The following is a 19,943-nucleotide window of genomic DNA, read 5'->3' on the forward strand; positions in this document are numbered from 1 at the left end:
ACTCGGCGCTCCGCAACCTCCAGGAGCCGCGCATGCCGCTGATCCCATCCATCACCCCCTGGAACCCCGCACCGCTGGCGGGCCGGGTGGTGATGATCACCGGCGGCGCCCAGGGCATCGGCCGCGGCATCGCCCAGGCGGTGTTGGGCGCAGGCGGTCAGGTGGCCATCGGCGATCTGGACGCCGAGGCCGGCAGGGCCTGCCTTGCGGAGTGGAACCGCGGCGGCGATGCATTCTTCAAGCGCATGGATGTGAGCAACGAGCGCAGCGTGGCCGCGTTCGTGGCCGCGGCGCTGAAGCATTTCGGCCAGCTGCACGGCCTGGTCAACAACGCCGGGCCGCCGGGCCCGCATGTCCCGCCGCTGGATGCCCTGGACCTGGCGCAGTGGAATGCGCGCCTGTCCAGCCTGCACGGCGCCTTCCTGTGCAGCAAGCATGCGCTGCCGGCGCTGCGCCAGGACCGCGGCGCGATCGTCAACATTGCCTCGACCCGCGCCCACCAGTCCGAGCCGCACAGCGAAGCCTACGCGGCGGCCAAGGGCGGGCTGGTCGCCTTCACCCATGCCCTGGCGCTGAGCGAAGGCCCACAGGTCCGGGTCAACGTCATCAGCCCGGGCTGGATCGCCACCGATGCCTGGCGCGCACCGCAGCGACGGCGCGCGCCGAAGCTTTCCGGGGCCGACCATGCCCAGCACCCGGCCGGGCGCGTGGGCACGCCGGAGGATATCGGCGCGCTGGCGGTGCAGTTGCTGGCGCCGGCGCTGTCCGGGTTCGTCACCGGCCAGGAATTCATCGTCGATGGCGGCATGACCCGCAAGATGCAATACGTCTGAAGCGTTGGCGCAGCGGCGGCCATGCCTTGCCCAGGACGGCGCGCTCAGCCGGCGCGCAGGCGCGCCTGCAGCAGTTCGCGCGCATGGTGCAGCGAGGCGACGATGCGGTGTCCGCGTGCGCGCAGCCCTTCGTCGGGGACCACCAGGTCCGGCACCTGGATCACAGTCATGCCGGCAGCCAGCGCGGCGCTCACGCCGGCCGGCGAATCCTCCAGCGCCAGGCAGCGCGCCACTGGCACCCCCATGCGCTGGGCCGCGAGCAGGTAGATGTCCGGTGCCGGCTTGGGATGGGCCACATCGTTGCCGGTGGTGATCGCCTTGAAGTATCCCAGCAGCCCGGCCATTTCCAGCTTGCGCGGGGCCAGCGGCCGATGCGTGGAGGTGGCCACGCCACACGGGACGCCATGCGCCTGCAGCAGCTGCAGCAGTTCGCCGATGCCCGGCCGCAGCGGCACGCCGGCCTGCACTTGCTGGTGGTAGAGCGCATGGGCGCGCGCCAGCAGTGCCTGGACCTGCGCCGGGGCCAGGCGCTCGCGCAGGATGGCCTGGCAGGCGTCCGCGCTGTGGCCGACCAGGCGCAGCCAGTGCTCGTCCTCGATCTCAACGCCCAGCTCGCGCGCGGCGCGGCTCCAGCTGCGCAGCGAGGCACGCTCGCTGTCCAGCATCAGCCCGTCCATGTCGAAGATCACCGCATCGGGCGTGAACGCCAGCGCTTCCACCGCATCGCTCATGGCGCGTCCGGCGCGAACAGCCGGGCCAGGTCGGCCGCGTCCAGCACCCGCCATTGGCCTTCGGCCAGCCCCTCCAGCGACAGCCCGCCGATGCGGCTGCGATGCAACGCGCTGACATGGTTGCCGACCGCGGCGAACATGCGCCGGACCTGGTGGTAGCGACCTTCGTGCAGGGTCACACGCACCCGCCGCGGTTCGATGACTTCCAGCGCGGCCGGCAGCAGCGGCCTGGTTTCGTTGTCCAGCAGCAACGTGCCGCTGGCGAAGGTCGCCGCCTCGTCGCCGCGCAGCGGCTGCGCCAAGGTGGCCTCGTAGACCTTGGGCAACTGCGCCTTGGGCGAGATGATCCGGTGCAGCAGGCCGCCATCGTCGGTCAGCAGCAGCAGGCCGCTGGTGTCGCGGTCCAGCCGCCCGACGGTGGACAGCACCGGTTGGCGCAGGCGCCAGCGTGGCGGCAGCAGGTCGTAGACCAGCCGGCCGCTGTCCCGGGTCGAACAGGTGGTGCCGATCGGTTTGTGCAGCAGCACGCACAGCCCCGGCGCCGGATCCAGCGGCTGGCCGTCGATGCGGATCGCATCGTGGTCGACCGGGTCGTCGGTGTAGAGCACCGCGCCGGCCGCATCGGTGACCCGGCCCTGGCCGAACAGCGCCTGCACCTGCCTGCGGCTGCCATAGCCCAGGTTGGCGATGTGGCGCACGATCTTCATGCGCGCGCGCCGGTGGCGGCGATCACCTTGAAGCCACCGCCTTCGGCCACCGCGCGCACATCGGCAAAGCGCGAATCCAGCGCCGCTTCGTAGGGCAGGTGCTTGTTGGCCACCAGCCACAGCTGGCCATTACGGTTGAGCGAGGCGGCGGCGGTCTCGATGAAGCGACGGCCGATGTCCGGGCGCTCGCCGCGACTGAGGGCGTGGAACGGTGGGTTGCTGACGATCACATCAAAGCGCTTGCCCAGTCCTGCGACCACGTCGTGCCAGTGGAACGCCAGTGCAACGCGCGGCGCATGCGCGGCCAGGTTCTCGCGGGCCAGCTCCAGCGCGCGCGCCTCGGCTTCATACAGATCCAGCGAGCTGATGCCCGCGCAGCGGTTGAGCAGTGCATCGGACAGAAAGCCCCAGCCTGCACCCAGATCGGCCGCGGCGCCGCGCAGCGTGGTCGGCAAGGCTCCCACCAGCAGCTGCGAGGCCGCATCGACCCGATCCCAGGCAAACACCCCGGGGCGGCTCTTGAAGCGCCCATCCAGGATCGGCCGCACCCGATCCAGCTGCGCCCACTGCGCGGCCAGCTGCGCATCGTGCTGACCGTCCAGCGGCGGACTCCAGAACACCCGGCAGTGGTGCTTGGCAATCGAGCCGCCCAGGTCGGTGAGCTGGGCCAGGTCCTTCTCCACCGAACGCGCGCCTTCGTCATTGGCCACGCTGGCCACGATCCGACCGCCCGGCGCGCAATGCGCCACCATCCGCGCCAGCAGCGCGCGGGTTTCCTCCTTCTGCCGCGGCGGCAGGGCCAGCACCAGCGGCGACTGCGCAGTGGCATCGCACTGCAGCTCCACCTCGTAGCCTTGCCGATGCAATGCATCGAAGGCCGGCCGGAAGCTCTGCTCGCAGCGCAGCCTCAGCCCCTGCAGCGTGCGCAGGGCCGCCCCGGGGCGCGCACGCAGGAACAGCGCATCGCCGCCGGCACCGGCAATGGCGCCCGAGCGCAGCGCGTGGACCAGGGCTTCCAGGGGAAGGTCGCAGCTCGCCACCGGATGGCCACCAAAACCAGGATCAAGGCGCGCGATTCTACTGTGCGGCAGCATTGCGGCCAAAAAACCCCAGCCATTCATCATGCGTTCGCCGTCCAGCCAGCGACGCGAGGTCAACGGGCTCGACCGGTCCTGCTGGGCGCCTCGCATCGGCCTCCCCCCTACGCACCGCCCAGGGTCAGCGACGACAATGCCTTCGTCGAGTCGCTGTCCCGCACCGTCACGTAAGCACCGGCCGGAATTCCCGGCCAAGGGCTTTGCCGACCTGCACGGTGCACGCCAGTGGGCTGCGGCCTTCGTGCATTGGTACAACGTCGAGCACCGCCACAGCGGCATCGGCGACGTCAGCCCGCAGCAGCGCCACGCCGGGTAGGACGTGGCCCTGCTCCAGGCGCGCCATGCGCTATAGCAGCAGGCCCGGGCAGGCCAATCCGGCGCGCTGGAGCGGGCCACGCCGAAATTGGGATCTCATCGACGCGGTGGCGTTGAATCCCGAGAAAAAGGCAGTCGTCGCACGTTGACACGTAGGGGTGCTCACGCGGCGGGCCGCTGGCTTCATCGCTGGCAGGATCACGCCCGGCTTCACCGCGCGCTACGCCCGCCCGCATCGCAGCGGCATCTGACGCATGGCTTTGACATCACACGTGTCCTCGGTCACTCACGCTCGTTCGGCCCTTGGCTCTTGCCTTGTAGCCTCATCGGCCTCGGCGCCAGCTACTACGGCCTTTGCATACTTCTCGCTCCGGCATGGCCGTCGGGCTTTGTGCGCTGCGCGCATCCTTCGCCACGCTCAGGACCAGCCTACGGCTGTCCTGCGCCCTTCGGGCTGGTCACCCACAAGGCGAGATCTCCCCGGGTAAGAACACACTCCTTCGCCGCACAACCGCCGGATCTACGCCACCTCGCCTTGATCACGAGAGCTTCGCGGTCATTGGCCCGCTCGCCCTGCTCGGCAGCGCCCTCTATCCGGCTCTTGTTCATCGGCTCGCAGCTGCGCTCCACGCTTCCTCCCCCCACACTCGGTCACCCTCATGCAGTTGCGCTTCGCTTCGCTCGTCGTGATCAACTTGCAGGAGGACTTGCACCTCCAGGAGTGCGCCCGTGCCGGGCGCACCAACGACAAGGCCCGCATCGCTGCGGGCCTTGTGCTTCATGGGTCAGCTTAATTACCCCCGTCCCCTTTAGTTGCGGTCCCCTTTAGTTGCGTTTCCTAAAAACAGGTGGCAGCACGAAGAGCTGCAATAACAAAAAAACTGCTAAGAACAATAAAAGGCCTTTCTGCATTCCGAGGTAGAACCAAAAGATGGCGCCTAAGCCAGACGAAACGAGCAAGGCGGGGAGCTCAGCGGATAGAACTTTTTTCTTTGTCATTTGATCCTCTCTTCCGCCTTCTTCTGCGCAGCAGACACTGCTGTTTCTTTCGCTATATCAACAACACGGCCACCAGCCGAAGCTGCACCTTGAACGGCTGATGTGCTGGCGGTTGACCCACCTGCAGATTGAGTAGTCCTGAGAATGTGATCGCCAATGCCTTGAGGGGATGTCGGGCTGCCAGATGCCATCTTCTCTGCCAGAACGCCTTTAGCTTCAGCTAGGCCAGCCGCAAGACTGAGGCCGCCATTGGTCGCTGCTGCAAGCGCCATCTTTCCAGCGCTAATGGATTCCCCATTGACGGCGCTATCCATTGCTGAACCTGCTGCACCAACAGCCGCATTTGTTGCTGTTACTGCTTTGCCGACAGTAACAGTGCCTCTGATCGCTGCAACACGCGCGACCGACGCAACGCCTCCAGACACCGCTCCGACTGCGGCTGAAACGCCGACAGATCTCCAGTTAATCGGTTGGCCTGGATTGGCAATCTTCTGCGCCGCAATTTCGACAATGGCACCAACGGGCGCACCCCAAAGAGCTTGAACGAATCGCCCATCCGGATCGGTGAACTTGTAAGGGTTGTTATTTGCATACCAGTAGCGGTTGAACGCACCAACCGGGTTGCTGTAAGCCGTTACCGGATCAACGCTAAGGAACCTTCCAATGCTCGGATCGTAATAGCGCTGCTGCATATACGTCAGCCCGGTGGGGCCATCCATCACATGGCCAGTGTAGCCCACGCCATCGACCGTCTTGCCGATGGCCGCGCCGTAGGGCTCGTACTGGGTGCGCTCGATGACCTGCGCGGCGGTGTCGGTGACGGCCACCGGGCTGCCCAGCGCATCGGTGTGTTGGTACTTGATCACGCCACTGTTGCGCGTGGCCAGCAGGCTGCCGCCCAGGTAGATGTGCTCGAAGTTGCCCTTGCCGCTGCGTTCTTCGTACATCAGCTGCCCGGCGCTGGAATATTGCGAGAGCATCAGGCCGCCATTGCGTTGGCCCAGGACGCGGCGACCCTGGGCGTCGTAGCGATATGACTCCTTGCCCGGTACGTCCCGCAGCCGGTTGCCGTAGTCGAAGGTACGGGCAGCCATCGGCGAGTCCTGGGCGATGCAGGTGAAGATCTGGCGCAGGCTGCGGGTCGCTTCCGCCGACCAGACGACCCTCATTCCAGCATGCCGAACTCGGCCAGCAACTCCTCCACCGGCACCACACGCCCGGCCTTGACGTCGGCCAGACCCCGCTCGATCGAGGCACGCAGCTCGACCTGATAACGCACCTCATCCCACGTCGCCTCCGGCGGCAACTGCTCGGCGATCTGGTGCACCTGCTGGCTGAGCGTGGTCATGGCAAGAACCTCGTGGGCTACGGCTGCATTCTACCCTCCAGGTCAGGGCGCGCATGGCCGGGCGCCGAGCCGCGTCAAGGCGCCGCTCAGGGCCTTTGATGGATTGCCCGGCAACCAGCAGGTGCTCGAGCAGCATGAGCGCATCTACGTCGGCTTCGCGCGCTGGCTCTTGCGTGGGCCGCGGCCGATGTGGCAAACGCACGGCTTGGCTGTCATGCGAGAAGCGAACATGCGCAGGGCCAGCAGTGACTTCAGATCCGATGGAATCAGCGGCTCTTGACCTTGCGGTCCCCCAGCAGGGCGCTGATGACGATGCTGGCGCCCAGGATGGCGCCGATGAACAACAGGATCATGGCCACGGTGGGATAGCCGAACAGGGTGCTGGCGGTGGGCACGCGCATCATCAGGGCCGAAGCCAGGATCAGGGCGGCGGTGACCACGCCGGCGGCGCCGCGGTTGGCGATCTTCTGCAGGCTTTCCATCAGGTGGGATTCCTCCAGCCCGGAAACGCGGATCTGCAGCTTGTTCTCGGAGAGCAGGCTGAGGATGTCGGACAGCTTGCGCGGGCCTTCGCGGGCCAGCGACTGCAGGTCCATCAGCTCGCTGGCCATGTTGGGCGAGGACAGCGACTGGCGCAGGCGCGCGCGCATCACGTGTTGCAGGTGGCCTTCGACCACGGCCTTGGCATCGAGCTCGGGCGAGAGCGCGCGGCAGACGGTATCCAGGTTCAGCAGGGCCTTGCCCAGCAGTGACAGCTCCGGCGGCGTGCGCAGGCCGCAGGCCATCGCGGTGCGGACCAGCTCCAGCACCACCAGGCCCTCGGAGGTGGTGCCGCTGTGCGCCGAATAGCGGCTGATCAGCTGGCCGGTCTCGCGGCTGAAGCGCTCGCCGTCGAACTCCTCCAGCTGCGTGCCCAGCGCCAGCATCTCGCGGGCCACCGCCTCGCCGCGCCCATCCACGGCCGCAAACAGCAGCCTGAGCAGGCATTCGCGCTGGCCCGGCGGCACATTGGCCACCATCCCCAGGTCGAAGATCGCCAGCCGGTTGTCGGCGGTCACCCGCAGGTTGCCCGGATGCGGATCGGCGTGGATCTCGCCAAAGATGAAGATCTGATCCAGGTAGCCGCGCAGCAGCGCCGAAGCCATCGGCAGCATGGGCTGCTCGATCCGGCGCACCGCCGGCACCTGGTCCACGCGCACCCCTTCGATCAGCTCCATGGTCAGCACCCGGCGACGGGTCAGGTCCCACACCGGGCGCGGCACCACCAGCTCGGGGTAGGCCTCCAGGTGCAAGGCGAAGCGTTCCAGGTTTTCGGCCTCGGCCACGTAGTCCAGCTCGGCCATCAGGGTGCGGGTGAACTCGTCCAGCCAGTCGCTGAAGCGCAGGGTGCGCCCGACCTTGGTCAGCCGGTCGGCGGCCCCGGCGATCGAGCGCAGCATGGCCAGGTCCGAGAGCAGCCGCTGGGCCACCCCGGGCTTCTGCACCTTGACCGCCACCGGCGTGCCATCGCGCAGCACCGCGCGGTGCACCTGGGCCAGCGATGCGGTTCCCAGCGGCTCGGGGTCGAAGGTCTGGAAGACCTTGCTCAGGCGCACGCCCAGGTCGGCTTCCAGCGCCTGGCGGATCTGTTCCACCGGCACCGGCGAGACTTCTTCCTGCATCCGCTCCAGCGCGGTGGCGTAGCTGGGCGGGACGATGTCCGGGCGGGTGGACAGCATCTGGCCGAGCTTGATGAAGGTCGGCCCCAATGCTTCCAGGTCACGGCTGAATTGGGCCGGGGTGCCGTCCTCGACGGTCGCCTCCTCGCGCAGCGCGTCCTGCCCCAGGCCGGAGAACACCCCCGAGTTCCGGTAACGAAACAGGAACTTCATGATCTGCTTGCGCCGCTCCATCGTCCCCTCGCTGCGCGCCGGCGCAGGGTCTGGGGTGGCGGCCAGGCCGTCTTGGGTCATGGGTGCGGGTCCGGATGAGTGGGTGCGCGGATTGTGTGAACGCTGGGATCACAGGCCGGTGAAGCCTGCATCGCGCTGGCCCGCCGCTTCAGCCCTGCAGTTCGCGCAGGGTCACCGAGGGCGGTGCATCCAGCACCTTGCGGGTGGCGAACAGGCCGGCCACCAGTGCCGCCAGCACGCCGGCCGCGCCGCCGACCGCCGCCAGGGTCCAGTTCGGTTCCCATGGCAGGTCGAACACCCTGACCGCGACCACCCCGGACAGGATCGAGGCGGCAATGGCCGCCACCAGGCCCGAGAGCAGGCCGATCGCGGCAAACTCGGAGGCCTGGGCCATGCGCAGCTGGCGCCGGCTGCCGCCGAGCACGCGCATCACCCCGCCTTCCAGCAGGCGCTCGTCCTGGCTGGCACTGACCGCGGCCATCAGCACCAGCAGGCCGGCGGCCAGCGAAAACCAGAACACCACCTGCACCACCGTGCTGACCTGGTCGGCGGTGCTGCGCACCTGCTTGAGCACCTGGTCGATGTCGATCACCGTCAGGTTCGGAAAGGCCTGCACCAGCTGCGCGGTGAAGCGCGGATGGTCGGCCGGCACGTGGACGGCGGTGATGTGGCTGGCCGGGTAGTCCTTGAGCACGCCGGGCGAGACCAGCACGAAGAAGTTGGGCTTGAAGCTCTCCCAATCCACCTTGCGCAGGCTGGTGATCCTGCCGCTCAGCGTTTGCCCGGCGATGTCGAAGGCGACGATGTCGCCCAGCTTCCAGCCCAGCCGTTCGGCGAAGCCTTCTTCCACCGACAGTTCCGGGCTGGGCGTAGGCCCCGCGCCCCAGAACCTGCCGGCGGTGACCTGGTTGTCTTCGCGCCGGGTGCTGGTGGTGGAGAGGTTGAACTCGCGTTCGGCGAAGCGGCGGGCTTCGGCGTCGGTGTAGTCGGCGCCGCTGACCGGCTTGCCGTTGAGGCTGAGCAGGCGGCCCCGCACCATCGGGAACAGGACCGGTGCGTCCAGCCCTTGTCCGGCGATGAACCGGGTCACCGGCTGCACCTGATCGTCCTGCACGTTGATGATGAAGCGGTTGGGCGCATCGGCCTGCAGCGACAGCTGCCAGCGATCCAGCAGGTCGGTGCGCACGAAGGTCAGCAGCAGCAGCGCCATCAGCCCCAGGCCCAGCGCCGAGACCTGCGCCACGCTGGTGCCGGCGCGGCGACTGACATTGGCCAACCCGTAACGCAGCGCCCCGCGCAGGCGCGAGCGCAGCCTGCGCACGGCCAGGATCAGCAGCCAGGCAAGGCCGGCCAGCACCAGCAGCGTGGCCGCGATGCCGCCGAGCATGGCAAAGCCCAGCGCCGGCGAACCGGCCTTCCACCACAACAGCGCGGCCAGGCCGGCAAAGCCGGTCACCGCGACCAGCACGGCGCTGGGTTCGGTCGGCTCCAGGTCGCGGCGCAGCACGCGCAGCGCCGGCACCCGGCGCAGGGCCAGCACCGGCGGCGCACCGAAGGCCAGCAGCACGATCAGGCCCACGCCGTAGCCTTGCGCGATCGGCCCCCAGCCCGCGGGCGGAATGGCGACCTTGAGCATGGAGGCCAGCCACCCGGCCACCGCCCACTGCAGCGCGAAGGCGATCGCCACCCCGACCGTGCAGGCCATCAGGCCCAGCAGGATCAGCTCGCCCACGTGGATGCCGACCAGCTGCCACTGCTGGGCGCCCAGGCAGCGCATCACCGCCACGCCGGACAGATGGCGTTCGCTGTGCCGGCGCGCAGCCATCGCCACGGCCACCGCAGCCAGGATCACCGAGACCAGCGCGGCCAGGCCGAGGAAACGCCCGGCGCGGTCCAGCGCCGAGCGCACTTCCGGGCGCGCGTCCTGGATGGTCTCCAGCCGCTGGCCGCGCTGCAGCGCCTTGCGCGCGGTGGCGGTGAAGCGCTCGACCGCGCCGGCATCGCCGGCCACCACCAGCCGGTAGCCGATGCGGCTGCCCAGCTGGACCAGGCCGGTGGCCGGCAGGTCGGCGGCGTTGAGGAAGACCTTGGGCGCGACGTCGAAATAATCCAGCGCCGCGTCCGGCTCCTGGGTGACCAGGGCGGCCAGGGTCAGGGTCGCATCGCCGACGCTGACCTTCTCGCCCAGCCGCGCGCCCAGCGTGTCGGCGCCGGCCCGGGTCATCCACAGCGTGCCCGGTGCGGGAATGCCGCGGGCCGGGTGTTCGTCCGGGGTGTTGGCATCGGTCAGGGTGAAGCTGCCGCGCAGCGGAAACCCCTGGCCCAGCGCGCGCAGCTCGCCCAGGCGCAGCTGCGCATCCTCGCCTTGGCCGACCCGAAGCATGGTGTTGAGCTCGATCGTGCCGGTGCTGCGCAGGCCGGGGGCCTTGGCGGCCTGGGCAATGGCGCCTTCGATCGGCGCATCGCTGCGCACCACCACGTCACCGCCGAGCAGACGGTTGGCCTGGATCGCCAGGGCGCGCTCGGCGCGGTCGGTGACCAGGCCCACCGAGGTCACCGCCACCACCGCCAGCACCAGCGCGGCCAGCAGGATGCGCACTTCGCCGGCGGCCAGATCGCGCCGCAACTGGCGCCAGGCCAGCGCCAGGGTGTTCATGCGCCGGCCACCAGCTTGCCGCTGTCCAGGCGCAGCACGCGGGTGCAGCGCCCGGCCAGGGCCTCGTCGTGGGTAACCAGCACCAGGGTGGTGCCGGCCTGGGCGTTGAGGGCGAACAACAGCTCCTCGATGGCCTGACCGGTGCGCTGGTCCAGGTTGCCGGTCGGCTCATCGGCAAACAGCAGCGCCGGCCTGGTCACAAACGCACGGGCCAGGGCCACGCGCTGTTGCTCGCCGCCGGAGAGCTGGCGCGGGTAATGGGCCAGGCGCGCGGACAGCCCGACGTCGGCCAGGATCTTCTCGGCCGGCGCCCGCGGATCGGCGTCGCCGCGCAGCTCCAGCGGCAGCATCACGTTTTCCAGCGCGGTCAGCGAAGGCAGCAGCTGGAAGTTCTGGAACACGAAGCCGACCTTCTCGCCACGCACCCGCGCCCGGCCGTCTTCGTCCAGTGCCGAGAGCACCTGGCCATCCAGGGTCACCGTGCCGCTGCTGGGCGTATCCAGCCCGGCCAGCAGCGACAGCAGCGTGCTCTTGCCCGAACCGGAGGCGCCGACGATGGCCACCGTATCGCCGCGCCCGATCTGGAAGGACACCCCGTCCAGGATGGTCAGGGTGCTGCCCGGCAGGGTGACCTGCTTGCCGAGCGAGGCGACCTGCAGCACCGGTGCGGCCTGGGAGGAAGCGAGGGGCGTGTCAGCGTGCAGCAGGGGAGCGTCGGCCATGATGGGGGAGTTCTTGGATACCGGAAGAAAGAAGATGCAGGCAGGTTATGCGGTCGTGCGCCGCCGCGCGCAATGGTGGCTGGCGCTGGTGGTGATGACATTCATGCAAGCGCTGCTGGCCCAGCCAGCGCCCCGGGCCGCCACCGCGGCGACCACCAAAACCGTGCTGGTGATGGGCGACTCGCTGTCGGCCGGCTACGGGCTGGGCCCAGACCAGGGCTGGGTGCCGCTGACCGCCGCCAGGATCGCCCGCGAAAAACCCGGCTGGAACGTGGTCAACGCCAGCATCAGCGGCGAGACCAGCGCCGGTGGCGCCTCGCGCATCGCCGCCCAGCTGCAGCGGCTCAAGCCGGCCGTGGTGGTGATCGAACTGGGCGCCAACGATGGCCTGCGCGGCCTGCCGCTGGACCAGACCCGGGCCAACCTGGAGAAGATGATCACCGCCTCGCAGGCCGCCGGCGCCCGGGTGCTGCTGTTGGGCATGCAGATGCCGCCCAACCTGGGCCGGACCTATACCGAGGGCTTTGCCAGCCTCTACAGCGCGCTGGCCCGGCAGTACCACACCGCGTTCGTCCCGTTCTTCCTGCAGCCCATCGCCGGCGACCGGGCCAACTTCCAGGCCGACAACCTGCATCCCACCACCGAAGTGCAGCCGCAGATCCGCGACTTCGTCTGGCCTGCGCTGGCGCCGTTGCTGAAATAACGCGCTCGATCTGCCAACTGCATCAACGAAAGCCCGCGCCTGTCCACGCGGTCTTTCTGTTTGGGCAAGGCCGGCTTCATGCGTGGAGAACAGGGCGGTCACCATGATCAGGCAGGCCTTCCCACACCGGAGATCGACATGTTGCGTGCCCTGTTCGTTGGCGGCGTCGTGGACAACAGCGAGATGGACCTGGATGGCGCGCAGCCGCCGGTCCACTACCCCGAGAACGGCCATACCGGCCGCCCGCGCTACAAGCTGCATCTGGTGGGCCGTCACGACGGCGAGGTGGTCTATGCGGTCTACGGAGCGCCGGACCTGGCCGATGCGGAAGTGGCGCGGGTCGCCGAGGAGCGCGGCTATGCGCGTCGGTTCCAGGCCGAGGCTGTCAGCGCCGAGCCATAGTGGCATCGAGCATCAGGCATCAGAACGAGCCCAGCGGCGTCACCTTGCGAACCTGGTCCAGCCACAGATGATGCTGGTGGCTGGGATCTGCAAGATCGTCCAGGCGCAGGAGCGCATTGACCCCTTCCTGCTCCTGGGCATCGCGGAAGATCTGAACGGTCGGCTGCACCGGCACGGTGCCGCGCAGCTGCCGGCCATCTTCCAGCAGCAGCGCGACCCTGGCCTCGGAGGGAAGCTGGGTGACCAGCGCTTCGAGCTCGGCGATCTTGTTGCGGTCGGTGTGGACGCGCTCGGCGTATTTGCTCATGGGCTCTGCTCTCGGGCGGAAAGTCGGATGGCGCCATGCTCGCGCCCGGCCATGTAACGCCGCGTCGAGGACGGTGCCCGGACAAGGCGGGCCGCCCCGGAACCGGACTTTTCCTACGGCCCGCCGCGGTGTCGCCCGAGCGCTTTGGCTCGCGCGCGCAGGCACGCTTGCCTTCGGGGGGAGACCCACATCCACGGGGAAACGCGAGCATGCAACGGGTCCTGTTTACCGTGACCGCACACGAGCGCGGCTGGCAACTCTACGAAGGCGAGCATGGCCGGTTCTGGTTCGACGACCGCGCCGAAGCGCTGCACACCGCCGCGGTGATCGCGGCCAACCTGCATATCCAGCATGGCATCCGCAGCGCGGTGATCATGGACATGGCCGGCCGCGAAGCCGTGCTGGTCTCCCGCCACGGCTGAACGCCCCGCTTCGCTCAGGCGGCCAGTCCCGAGAGCTGGCGCAGCGCCTGCTCGAAGGTCTCCACCGGCTGGCCGCCCTGAACCAGGTGTTGCTGGTTGAACACCACCGATGGCACCGCGCTGATCCCGGCCTGGCGCCAGCGCGCCTGATCGCGCCGCACCGCCTCGGCATGGCGGTCGCTGTCCAGCACGGCCCGGGCTTGGGCGCCATCCAGGCCGGCCTGGGCGGCGACCTGCGCCAGGATGGCGTGATCGGACACATCCAGGCCGTGGGTGAAATACGCCTCCAGCAGCGCCAGCTTGAGCCGCAGCTGGCTGCCGGCATCCTGTTCCCCGGCCCAGTGCAGCAGGCGATGGGCGTCGAAGGTATTGAAGCTGCGCGTGCGCTTGTCCAGGTCGAAGGTGAAACCCAGCGCGGCGCCGCGTTCGCGGATGGCCTGGCCGCTGGCCTCGTACTGGGCCGCGCTCATGCCGTACTTGCGCATCAGCCGCTGGCGCAGGTCCTCGCCGCCCGGCGCCAGCTCCGGGTCCAGTTCGAACGGCTGGACATGCAGCTCAAGCTGCAGGCCATCGATGCGCTGGGCCGCCGCCAGCAGCGACTTCAGGCCGATCGCGCACCAGGGGCACACCACGTCGGAAACGAAATCCACCCGCACCGGCTGGCCGGCGCCGTGCACGGCGGGTTCTGGCTGGGGCATGGCGATGTCCTGGAAGAGGTGGGAATGGCCATTGCAGCGCGCACCTCCCATCGACTCAAGCATGCCGCTGGGATGCACCGTGCCGGCGGTACCGCGCGCCGATGATCGGCGCCGGTTGCGGTGCAAGCTGTCTGCCGCGCTCAGGCGTGCGGCAGCGCCTGGCTGAGCGTGGCGATGTCCTTCCACGGGTCGCCCTTGAGGCGCGCGGCGCGCTGCAGGGCCTTGTCCAGGGTGAACTGGTCGGGTGAGTCGACCTTGCCCAGCTCTTCCCAGCGCAGCGGCATCGCCACGGTGGCGTGTTCGCGTGCACGCAGCGACCAGCTGCACACGCTGGTGCTGCCGCGGCCGTTGCGCAGCCAGTCGATGAAGATCTTCTGCTCGCGCTTGGCCTTGCTCATCGTGGCGATATAGCGCTCGGGCTGCTGCTGGGCCATAGCATTGGCGAAGGCCTCGCAGAACTCCTTGACCGTGTCCCAGCTGGGGCCCGGGTCGATCGGCACCACCACGTGCAGGCCCTTGCCGCCGGACAGGCGCACAAAGCTCTCCAGCCCGGTCTTGCGCAGGTTGGCGCGGACCTGCCGCGCGGCATCCTTGACCTGCGGCCAGGACACGCCCGGGCCTGGATCCAGGTCGAACACCAGCCGGTCCGGCTTTTCCGGCGCAGCCACGGTCGAACCCCACGGGTGCAGCTCCAGGGTATTCATCTGCACCAGCGCCAGCACCCCGTCGATGTCCTCGACGTACAGGTAGTCCTCGGTGCCACTTTTTTGCTTCAGCGGCACCGCGTGCACGGCCTTGCCCAGCGACGGCGCGTAGTGCTTCTGGAAGAAGCATTCACCACCGGCGCCGTTCGGGCAGCGCAGCAGCGACAGCGGCCGACCGGCCAGCTCCGGCAGCAGCAGCGGCGCGACACGGCGGTAGTAGTCGGCCACCTGGCCCTTGGTGATCCCGTCCCCGGGGTACACCACCCGCTCGGGATGGGTGATGGTCACCGTGCCGGCGCCATCGCCGGCATCGCCGGCATCGCCGGCATCGGCCTGGAGTGCAGCCATGTCCTTGTCCTCACGCAAGCGCTTGAATGCGGCCTGGCGCAGCAGGCCCTCCTTGCCCCAGCCGCGGAAGGCCACTTCGGCCACCAGCTGCGGCTTGACCCAATGCACGCTGCGCGGCTTGAACGGCACATGCGCGGGCAGCTCCACCGGGGCGCGGTCGCTGTGCAGCGGCTGCAGCCACGCCAGCAGCGACTTGAGCATGGCATCGTCGTAGCCGGTGCCCACCCGCCCGGCGTACACCAGCACCCCCTTGTCCACGCGCGCCATCAGCAGCGACCCAAAGCCGCTGCGCGTGCCCTTGGGAGCGGTGTAGCCGACCACCACGAATTCATCGGTCTGCTCGTGCTTGACCTTGACCCAGGCCTCCGAACGCCCGCCGGCATAGGCCGAATCCACACGCTTGCTGACGATGCCCTCCAGCCCGGCCCTGGCGCTGGTGGCAAACACCTGCGGGCCATGGCCCAGCACGTGGTCGCTGAAGGCGATCAGGCCGGGCCCATCGCCCAGCAGCGTCTTGAGCAGCGCCTTGCGCTGCCGCAGCGGCGCGCGGCTGATATCCACCCCGGCCACACCCGGCAGGTCGAACACCAGGTAGCGCAGCTGCGCCTTGGCGGTGCCGTCGATGGTCCGCTGCAGCGCCGAGAAATCACTGCGACCCTGGGCATCGACCACCACCAGCTCACCATCCAGGCGCGCATCGCGCACCGGCAGCGCGCGCACCGCGGCGAGCACTTCCGGGAACATGGCGTTCCAGTCCAGGCCGTTGCGTGAGCGCAGCCTGACCTCGCCTTGGACCAGGTCGGCCAGCAGCCGATAGCCATCCCACTTGATCTCGTGCAGCCAGTCATCCCCGGCCGGCGCGAGCGCGCGCAGCTTGCACAGCTGCGGCGGGTAGCCGGGCGGATACGGCGTGTCGCGGGCCCCGTCCAGTTCCAGCGCGCGGCGCTTCCAGGCTGCCTCGCTGTTGCCACGCTTGCGCGGCATGGCCGGCGCCCTGGCTGGCGTCCCGGGTGCGGCCTGTTCGCTGGTCGTGGCCCTGCTGCGCGCAGGCTTCGAACGCGCCGTGGCGGCGGCCGAAGCGGCCGGCGCAGCGACCAGATCGTCTGCTTCCTGGTCGGCGGCGAATTCGTCGTCACGCTTGATCAGCAGCCACTGGCGCTGCTTGCCGCGCAGGTTGGTGCGCACCAGCTTCCAGGCACCGCCGAGCTTCTCGCCGAACAGGATGAAATCCAGCTTGCCGGCGGCGATGGCTTCCAGCGGGTCGCCTTCGCAGGTCCAGTGGCCGTGGTCGAACACCTGCACGTGACCGGCGCCGTAGTGGCCCTGCGGGATGTCGCCTTCAAAACTGGCGTAGTCCAGCGGGTGGTCTTCCACTTCCACCGCCAGGCGTTTTTCGCCAGGGCGCAAGGACGGGCCCTTGGGCACGGCCCAGCTCTTGAGCACGCCATCGGCTTCCAGGCGGAAGTCGTAATGGCGCGAGGAGGCGTGGTGCAACTGCACCACGAAGATCGGGCGATGACCGGCGCGGCCAGCCTGTCCACCGCGCGGCTCGGGGGTCTGGTCGAAGCGGCGCTTGCGCTCGTATTCGTGCAGCGACACGGTTCACCCTGCCTTGCGCAGCGCGGGCTTCCTGGTGGGCTTGCTCTCGGCACGCTTCTTGGCCGCGGCTTTCTTGGCTGGCGCCTTGCTCGCCGCCTTCTTGGCCGCCTTCCTGGCGGGCGCCTTCTTGACCACCGCGCTGGTCGCGGTCTTCTTGGCCGGGGTGCGCCTGTTCTCGCCCAGTGATTTCTGCAGTAGCGACATGAAGTCCACCACGTTGGTGGCATCGCCCTGGCGCGCGTGGCCTGGCTCGTCCACCGTGGCGGTGGCGCCGGTGTCCTTGATCCGCCGGGTGATGATCTCCTGCAGGCGCTGGCGAAACTCGTCGTGGTATTCCTCCGGCTGCCAGGTCCCGCTCATGGACTGGATCAGCTTGCGCGCCATCTCCATCTCCCGGGGCGTGACCCGGTAATCGCCGGCGTTGCCGGCCGGCAGCTTGTAGTCGTCCGGTGCCACCAACTCCTGCGGATAGCGCAGCAGCATCAGCACCAGCGCATCGCCCTGCGGCATCACCGCGCACAGGTACTGGCGGGTGCGGATCACCACCCGGGCGATGCCGACCCGGCCGGTGTCGCGCAGGGTTTCGCGCAGCAGCACATAGCCCTTCTCGGCCTTCTTGCCGGGCACCAGGATGTAGGGCTTTTCGTAGTAGCGCACGTCGATCTCGGAGGCATCGACGAAGGTCTCCACCTCCACCGACTCATGGCTGTCCGGGGCGGCCGACTTGATGTCCGCTTCGTCGACCACGACGTAGTTGCCCTTGTCGTACTCGAAGGCCTTGACGATGTCCTTCCACGGCACTTCCTCGCCGGTCTCGGCATTGACCCGCTCGAAGCGGATCGGCGAATTGTCGCGCGAGTCGAGCATGCGAAAGTGCAGGTCCACCTTGCGCTCGCCGGGCATCAGCGACACCGGCACATTGAGCAGGCCGAAGGTCAGGGTTCCGGTCCAGATCGGGCGGGCCATGGCAGGTCCCTTGGCACGTGCCGCGCGGGATGCGCCGCTTGAGGTCCAAAGTGTGCGAAGCCACGGCGTTGACGGGCCGTGACGGGCCGTGAGCGGCGCAAGGCGGCCTGCGCGGCGGCGCTACCTGCAGCCCTGCTGGCCAGGCGATGACCAGGGCACCTCGCTTTTGGCCAGCACCTGCGTCCAGGCCACCCGGGCGCTCCCGGAATGACAACCAAACGGCGCCATCACCGGCCATGCGCATCCACCAGTACAGGGCTTAGCATCGGCTGATCTCCTCAACGACGGGGAACCGCCATGAAGTTCACCACTTTCGCCCTGGCCGCCATCGTGGCGCTGGCCACGCTGCCGGCCATGGCCGCCGCCACCCGCGTCACCGATCCCGACCTGCCACGCGAGCTGCCGGCGCAGGGGCCGGTCTCGGTGTCCTGGGCCGACCCGGCGCAGTTCACCGATATCCGCTACAGCCCCAACAAGTGGGAAGCCGCGCGCGGCACCTGGGTCCGTGACCTGGCCGAGTACCTGCGCAAGGAAGCCAGCAAGGCCCTCCAGCCGGGCCAGACCCTGGACGTGCACATCACCGACATCCAGCGCGCCGGCGAGTACGAGCCCTGGCACGGGCCCTCGGCCGACCACATCCGGGTCATGAAGGACATCTACCCGCCGCGGCTGACCTTCGACTTCACCCTGCGCGATGCCGACGGCCGGGTCATAGACCAGGGCCAGCGCAAGCTGACCGACCTGGGCTACCTGGTGGGCGCCCGGCCGATGGAGCACGATCCGTTGCGCTACGAGAAGAGAATGATCAACCAGTGGATCCACCGCGAGTTCAGCGACAAGCGCGAACTCAGCGCCCATCCATAATGCCTGCATCCGGGGCACGCCCGGACCGTTGAACCCGGCCTGACGCGCCCCGATCCTTTGTGCATCCCAACTGACCTGCCAGGACGCCGCCATGAGCCAGTTCGACCTTACGTCCCCCGATGCCACCCAGCGCGCCGCACTGATCGCTGGCCTCAGTGCCGAGGAGCGCCACGTGCTGCTGCAGCACGGCACCGAGGCGCCGTTCTGCGGGGCGTTCCTGGACAACAAGCTGGAGGGCGTCTACACCTGCCGCCTGTGCGGGCTGCCGCTGTTCGCCTCCAGCGCCAAGTTCGAGTCCGGCACCGGCTGGCCGAGCTTCTTCAAGCCGATCGATCCGGCCCACATCAGGACCGTCCGCGACACCAGCTACGGCATGGTCCGCACCGAGATCACCTGCGCCCGCTGCGGCAGCCATCTGGGCCACGTGTTCCCTGACGGCCCGCCGCCGACCTACGAGCGCCACTGCCTGAATTCGGTGTCGCTGGCCTTCACCGAAGCCGGCCAGGCCCTGCCCGACCCGCTGCACCGAGGCGGCGCCGAGGCACAGCTGGCCCAGGCCGCCTGACCATCGCGCTCAGCGCGCCTGGAAATCCTGCCGGGTCAGGCGACCATCGCCGTCCTTGTCGTAAGTCTCGATCGACTGGTCGGCGAAGGCGACGTATTCGCCTTCGCTGATCAGGTTGTCATGGTTGAGGTCCATCGCTGCCATGCGCGTGCGCGCCAGCCCGTCGGCGCCAGCGCCGCCGGTATTGGGGTCCAGTGAGGCGCGCATCTCGTACAGTGTGATCCAGCCGTCCCTGTCGCTATCCAGTGGCGCGAATGCGGCACGCGCGCCGGCCTGGTACTCGGCCAGAGCGATGATCCCGTCGCCATTGCCATCCAGCTTGCCGAACTGGTCCAGCCAGCCTGTCTGCGCCGCAGCGGTGGCCGTGCCCAGCACCAGCAGCAAGGCCGGCACGGCACGGCGGCGTGAGAAAGGCATATCCGGGAAACCTGCCGCTCGAAGCGGGAAAGGGACCGCCATGATGGACCACCACCGGCCTGCATGCCGCCGCTGCAAAAGCGCCCTGGCGCGGCCGATGCTCAGCTGGCTGCCGGGCCTGGCGCCTGCCGCATCTCCGCTTCGGTCACAACGCCGTCGTGGTTGGCATCGGCGCGCGCAAACCGCGCCTGGGCCATGGCCCGATGTTCGTCGGCATCGACTTGTCCGTCGCCGTTGTCGTCCATCGTGGCAATGGCCTGGCGCACCTGCCCAGGGCTGGCCGGCTCGTCCATCGCCTGACGTGCCAGGCGCATCTCATCGACGCTGACGCTGCCGTCCAGGTCGGCGTCGAGCTGCTTGAACATGGCCTGCGCGGCAGCCGCATGCTCGCGCGGGTCGAGGCGACCATCGTGGTTGGCGTCCATGCCCTGAAAACGGTCATGCAGCGCATCGGCTTGGGCGACGATCGGGCACAGCAGGCCCAGGGCGATGGCCAGGCAACGAAGCACGTTCATGGGAGATCTCCCGCGGCGCAGAAGCCGCTTGTCATCCCACCATGGCCAGCTGCCGGTTACCCAACCGTCAAGGGTTCGAACGAAGCATGTAAAGGCCTGCGCGCGGCGTCGGGCATGGGCGATACTTCACCTT

The 19,943-nt window shown here is 68.8% G+C and carries 21 protein-coding genes; 7 read left to right on the plus strand and 14 right to left on the minus strand.

Annotated elements, in window-relative coordinates; all coding sequences use genetic code 11:
- The first annotated feature begins 32 nt into the window (after window positions 1-32).
- Window positions 33-833: an SDR family oxidoreductase gene (locus tag D9R12_RS03965; protein ID WP_122228789.1), complete on the plus strand. Its 801-nt coding sequence runs from the start codon at window positions 33-35 to the stop codon at window positions 831-833.
- A gap of 44 nt (window positions 834-877) precedes the next feature.
- Here D9R12_RS03965 and D9R12_RS03970 read toward each other — a convergent pair whose 3' ends face one another.
- The 3 genes from D9R12_RS03970 to D9R12_RS03980 are packed head-to-tail and all read right to left on the minus strand — an operon-like array spanning window position 878 to window position 3,365.
- A complete protein-coding gene (locus tag D9R12_RS03970; protein WP_244671762.1) occupies window positions 878-1,564 on the minus strand; it encodes an HAD family hydrolase in 687 nt (228 codons plus the stop codon).
- Window positions 1,561-2,271 carry a pseudouridine synthase gene (locus D9R12_RS03975; RefSeq protein ID WP_122228276.1) on the minus strand — a complete coding sequence of 237 codons (711 nt, stop codon included), beginning with the start codon at window positions 2,269-2,271 and terminating at the stop codon, window positions 1,561-1,563. The genes D9R12_RS03970 and D9R12_RS03975 overlap by 4 nt, the downstream gene beginning before the upstream one ends.
- A complete protein-coding gene (locus D9R12_RS03980; protein ID WP_122228791.1) occupies window positions 2,268-3,365 on the minus strand; it encodes a class I SAM-dependent methyltransferase in 1,098 nt (365 codons plus the stop codon). The genes D9R12_RS03975 and D9R12_RS03980 overlap by 4 nt, the downstream gene beginning before the upstream one ends.
- 136 nt (window positions 3,366-3,501) lie before the next feature.
- On the opposite strand from D9R12_RS03980, the gene D9R12_RS16235 reads away from it, so the two are divergent.
- Window positions 3,502-3,684 (plus strand): integrase core domain-containing protein, encoded by a 183-nt coding sequence (locus tag D9R12_RS16235; protein ID WP_147475043.1) that lies wholly within the window; start codon window positions 3,502-3,504, stop codon window positions 3,682-3,684.
- A gap of 994 nt (window positions 3,685-4,678) precedes the next feature.
- On the opposite strand, the gene D9R12_RS03995 is transcribed toward D9R12_RS16235, so the two are convergent.
- The 5 genes from D9R12_RS03995 to D9R12_RS04015 all read right to left on the minus strand — a co-directional run bounded on the left by D9R12_RS03995 (window position 4,679) and on the right by D9R12_RS04015 (window position 11,300).
- Window positions 4,679-5,851, minus strand: a complete 1,173-nt coding sequence (locus D9R12_RS03995) for an RHS repeat-associated core domain-containing protein (protein ID WP_083833569.1) — start codon at window positions 5,849-5,851, stop codon at window positions 4,679-4,681.
- The gene (locus D9R12_RS04000; RefSeq protein WP_014161813.1) at window positions 5,848-6,030 is read right to left on the minus strand and encodes a hypothetical protein; all 183 of its coding nucleotides are present in this window, start codon (window positions 6,028-6,030) and stop codon (window positions 5,848-5,850) included. Before D9R12_RS04000 ends, D9R12_RS03995 begins: the two co-directional genes overlap by 4 nt.
- 266 nt (window positions 6,031-6,296) lie before the next feature.
- On the minus strand, window positions 6,297-7,982 hold the full coding sequence (locus D9R12_RS04005; RefSeq protein WP_122228283.1) for an ABC1 kinase family protein: 1,686 nt from the start codon (window positions 7,980-7,982) through the stop codon (window positions 6,297-6,299).
- An 88-nt stretch (window positions 7,983-8,070) separates the two neighbouring features.
- Window positions 8,071-10,578, minus strand: coding sequence for an ABC transporter permease (locus tag D9R12_RS04010; RefSeq protein WP_122228286.1), 2,508 nt, complete (start codon window positions 10,576-10,578; stop codon window positions 8,071-8,073).
- Window positions 10,575-11,300: an ABC transporter ATP-binding protein gene (locus tag D9R12_RS04015; protein WP_014161817.1), complete on the minus strand. Its 726-nt coding sequence runs from the start codon at window positions 11,298-11,300 to the stop codon at window positions 10,575-10,577. Before D9R12_RS04015 ends, D9R12_RS04010 begins: the two co-directional genes overlap by 4 nt.
- A gap of 34 nt (window positions 11,301-11,334) precedes the next feature.
- Here D9R12_RS04015 and D9R12_RS04020 point away from each other — a divergent pair, with 34 nt between their 5' ends.
- A complete protein-coding gene (locus tag D9R12_RS04020; RefSeq protein ID WP_122228289.1) occupies window positions 11,335-12,003 on the plus strand; it encodes an arylesterase in 669 nt (222 codons plus the stop codon).
- A 141-nt stretch (window positions 12,004-12,144) separates the two neighbouring features.
- On the plus strand, window positions 12,145-12,405 hold the full coding sequence (locus tag D9R12_RS04025) for a hypothetical protein (protein ID WP_043291420.1): 261 nt from the start codon (window positions 12,145-12,147) through the stop codon (window positions 12,403-12,405).
- A 19-nt stretch (window positions 12,406-12,424) separates the two neighbouring features.
- Here D9R12_RS04025 and D9R12_RS04030 read toward each other — a convergent pair whose 3' ends face one another.
- Window positions 12,425-12,712 carry a DUF3247 family protein gene (locus tag D9R12_RS04030; RefSeq protein ID WP_014161820.1) on the minus strand — a complete coding sequence of 96 codons (288 nt, stop codon included), beginning with the start codon at window positions 12,710-12,712 and terminating at the stop codon, window positions 12,425-12,427.
- Between the two features lie 209 nt (window positions 12,713-12,921).
- Between D9R12_RS04030 and D9R12_RS04035 the strand changes: the two genes are divergently transcribed.
- Window positions 12,922-13,134 carry a hypothetical protein gene (locus tag D9R12_RS04035; RefSeq protein ID WP_014161821.1) on the plus strand — a complete coding sequence of 71 codons (213 nt, stop codon included), beginning with the start codon at window positions 12,922-12,924 and terminating at the stop codon, window positions 13,132-13,134.
- 14 nt (window positions 13,135-13,148) lie between these two features.
- Here the strand turns inward: D9R12_RS04035 and D9R12_RS04040 are convergent, their stop codons facing one another.
- The 3 genes from D9R12_RS04040 to ku all read right to left on the minus strand — a co-directional run bounded on the left by D9R12_RS04040 (window position 13,149) and on the right by ku (window position 17,449).
- Window positions 13,149-13,832: a DsbA family oxidoreductase gene (locus D9R12_RS04040; RefSeq protein ID WP_170159137.1), complete on the minus strand. Its 684-nt coding sequence runs from the start codon at window positions 13,830-13,832 to the stop codon at window positions 13,149-13,151.
- 140 nt (window positions 13,833-13,972) lie between these two features.
- Entirely contained in the window at window positions 13,973-16,483 is a 2,511-nt protein-coding gene (ligD, locus tag D9R12_RS04045) for a DNA ligase D (protein ID WP_122228295.1), read from the minus strand.
- A 3-nt stretch (window positions 16,484-16,486) separates the two neighbouring features.
- Complete coding sequence (ku, locus tag D9R12_RS04050; RefSeq protein ID WP_122228298.1) at window positions 16,487-17,449, minus strand: non-homologous end joining protein Ku; 963 nt, start codon at window positions 17,447-17,449, stop codon at window positions 16,487-16,489.
- Between the two features lie 297 nt (window positions 17,450-17,746).
- Between ku and D9R12_RS04055 the strand changes: the two genes are divergently transcribed.
- Window positions 17,747-18,313 (plus strand): DUF3016 domain-containing protein, encoded by a 567-nt coding sequence (locus D9R12_RS04055; RefSeq protein WP_014161826.1) that lies wholly within the window; start codon window positions 17,747-17,749, stop codon window positions 18,311-18,313.
- Window positions 18,314-18,404: 91 nt separating this feature from the next.
- A complete protein-coding gene (msrB, locus tag D9R12_RS04060; RefSeq protein WP_122228301.1) occupies window positions 18,405-18,878 on the plus strand; it encodes a peptide-methionine (R)-S-oxide reductase MsrB in 474 nt (157 codons plus the stop codon).
- A gap of 9 nt (window positions 18,879-18,887) precedes the next feature.
- Here the strand turns inward: msrB and D9R12_RS04065 are convergent, their stop codons facing one another.
- Together D9R12_RS04065 and D9R12_RS04070 are read right to left on the minus strand one after the other, a co-directional pair.
- A complete protein-coding gene (locus tag D9R12_RS04065; protein WP_170159138.1) occupies window positions 18,888-19,295 on the minus strand; it encodes an EF-hand domain-containing protein in 408 nt (135 codons plus the stop codon).
- Between the two features lie 101 nt (window positions 19,296-19,396).
- Window positions 19,397-19,810, minus strand: a complete 414-nt coding sequence (locus D9R12_RS04070) for an EF-hand domain-containing protein (protein WP_014161829.1) — start codon at window positions 19,808-19,810, stop codon at window positions 19,397-19,399.
- Window positions 19,811-19,943 lie beyond the last annotated feature (133 nt).

Origin of the sequence: Pseudoxanthomonas spadix, assembly GCF_003703395.1 — a bacterium.
In the GTDB taxonomy this organism is placed as follows: domain Bacteria; phylum Pseudomonadota; class Gammaproteobacteria; order Xanthomonadales; family Xanthomonadaceae; genus Pseudoxanthomonas_A; species Pseudoxanthomonas_A spadix.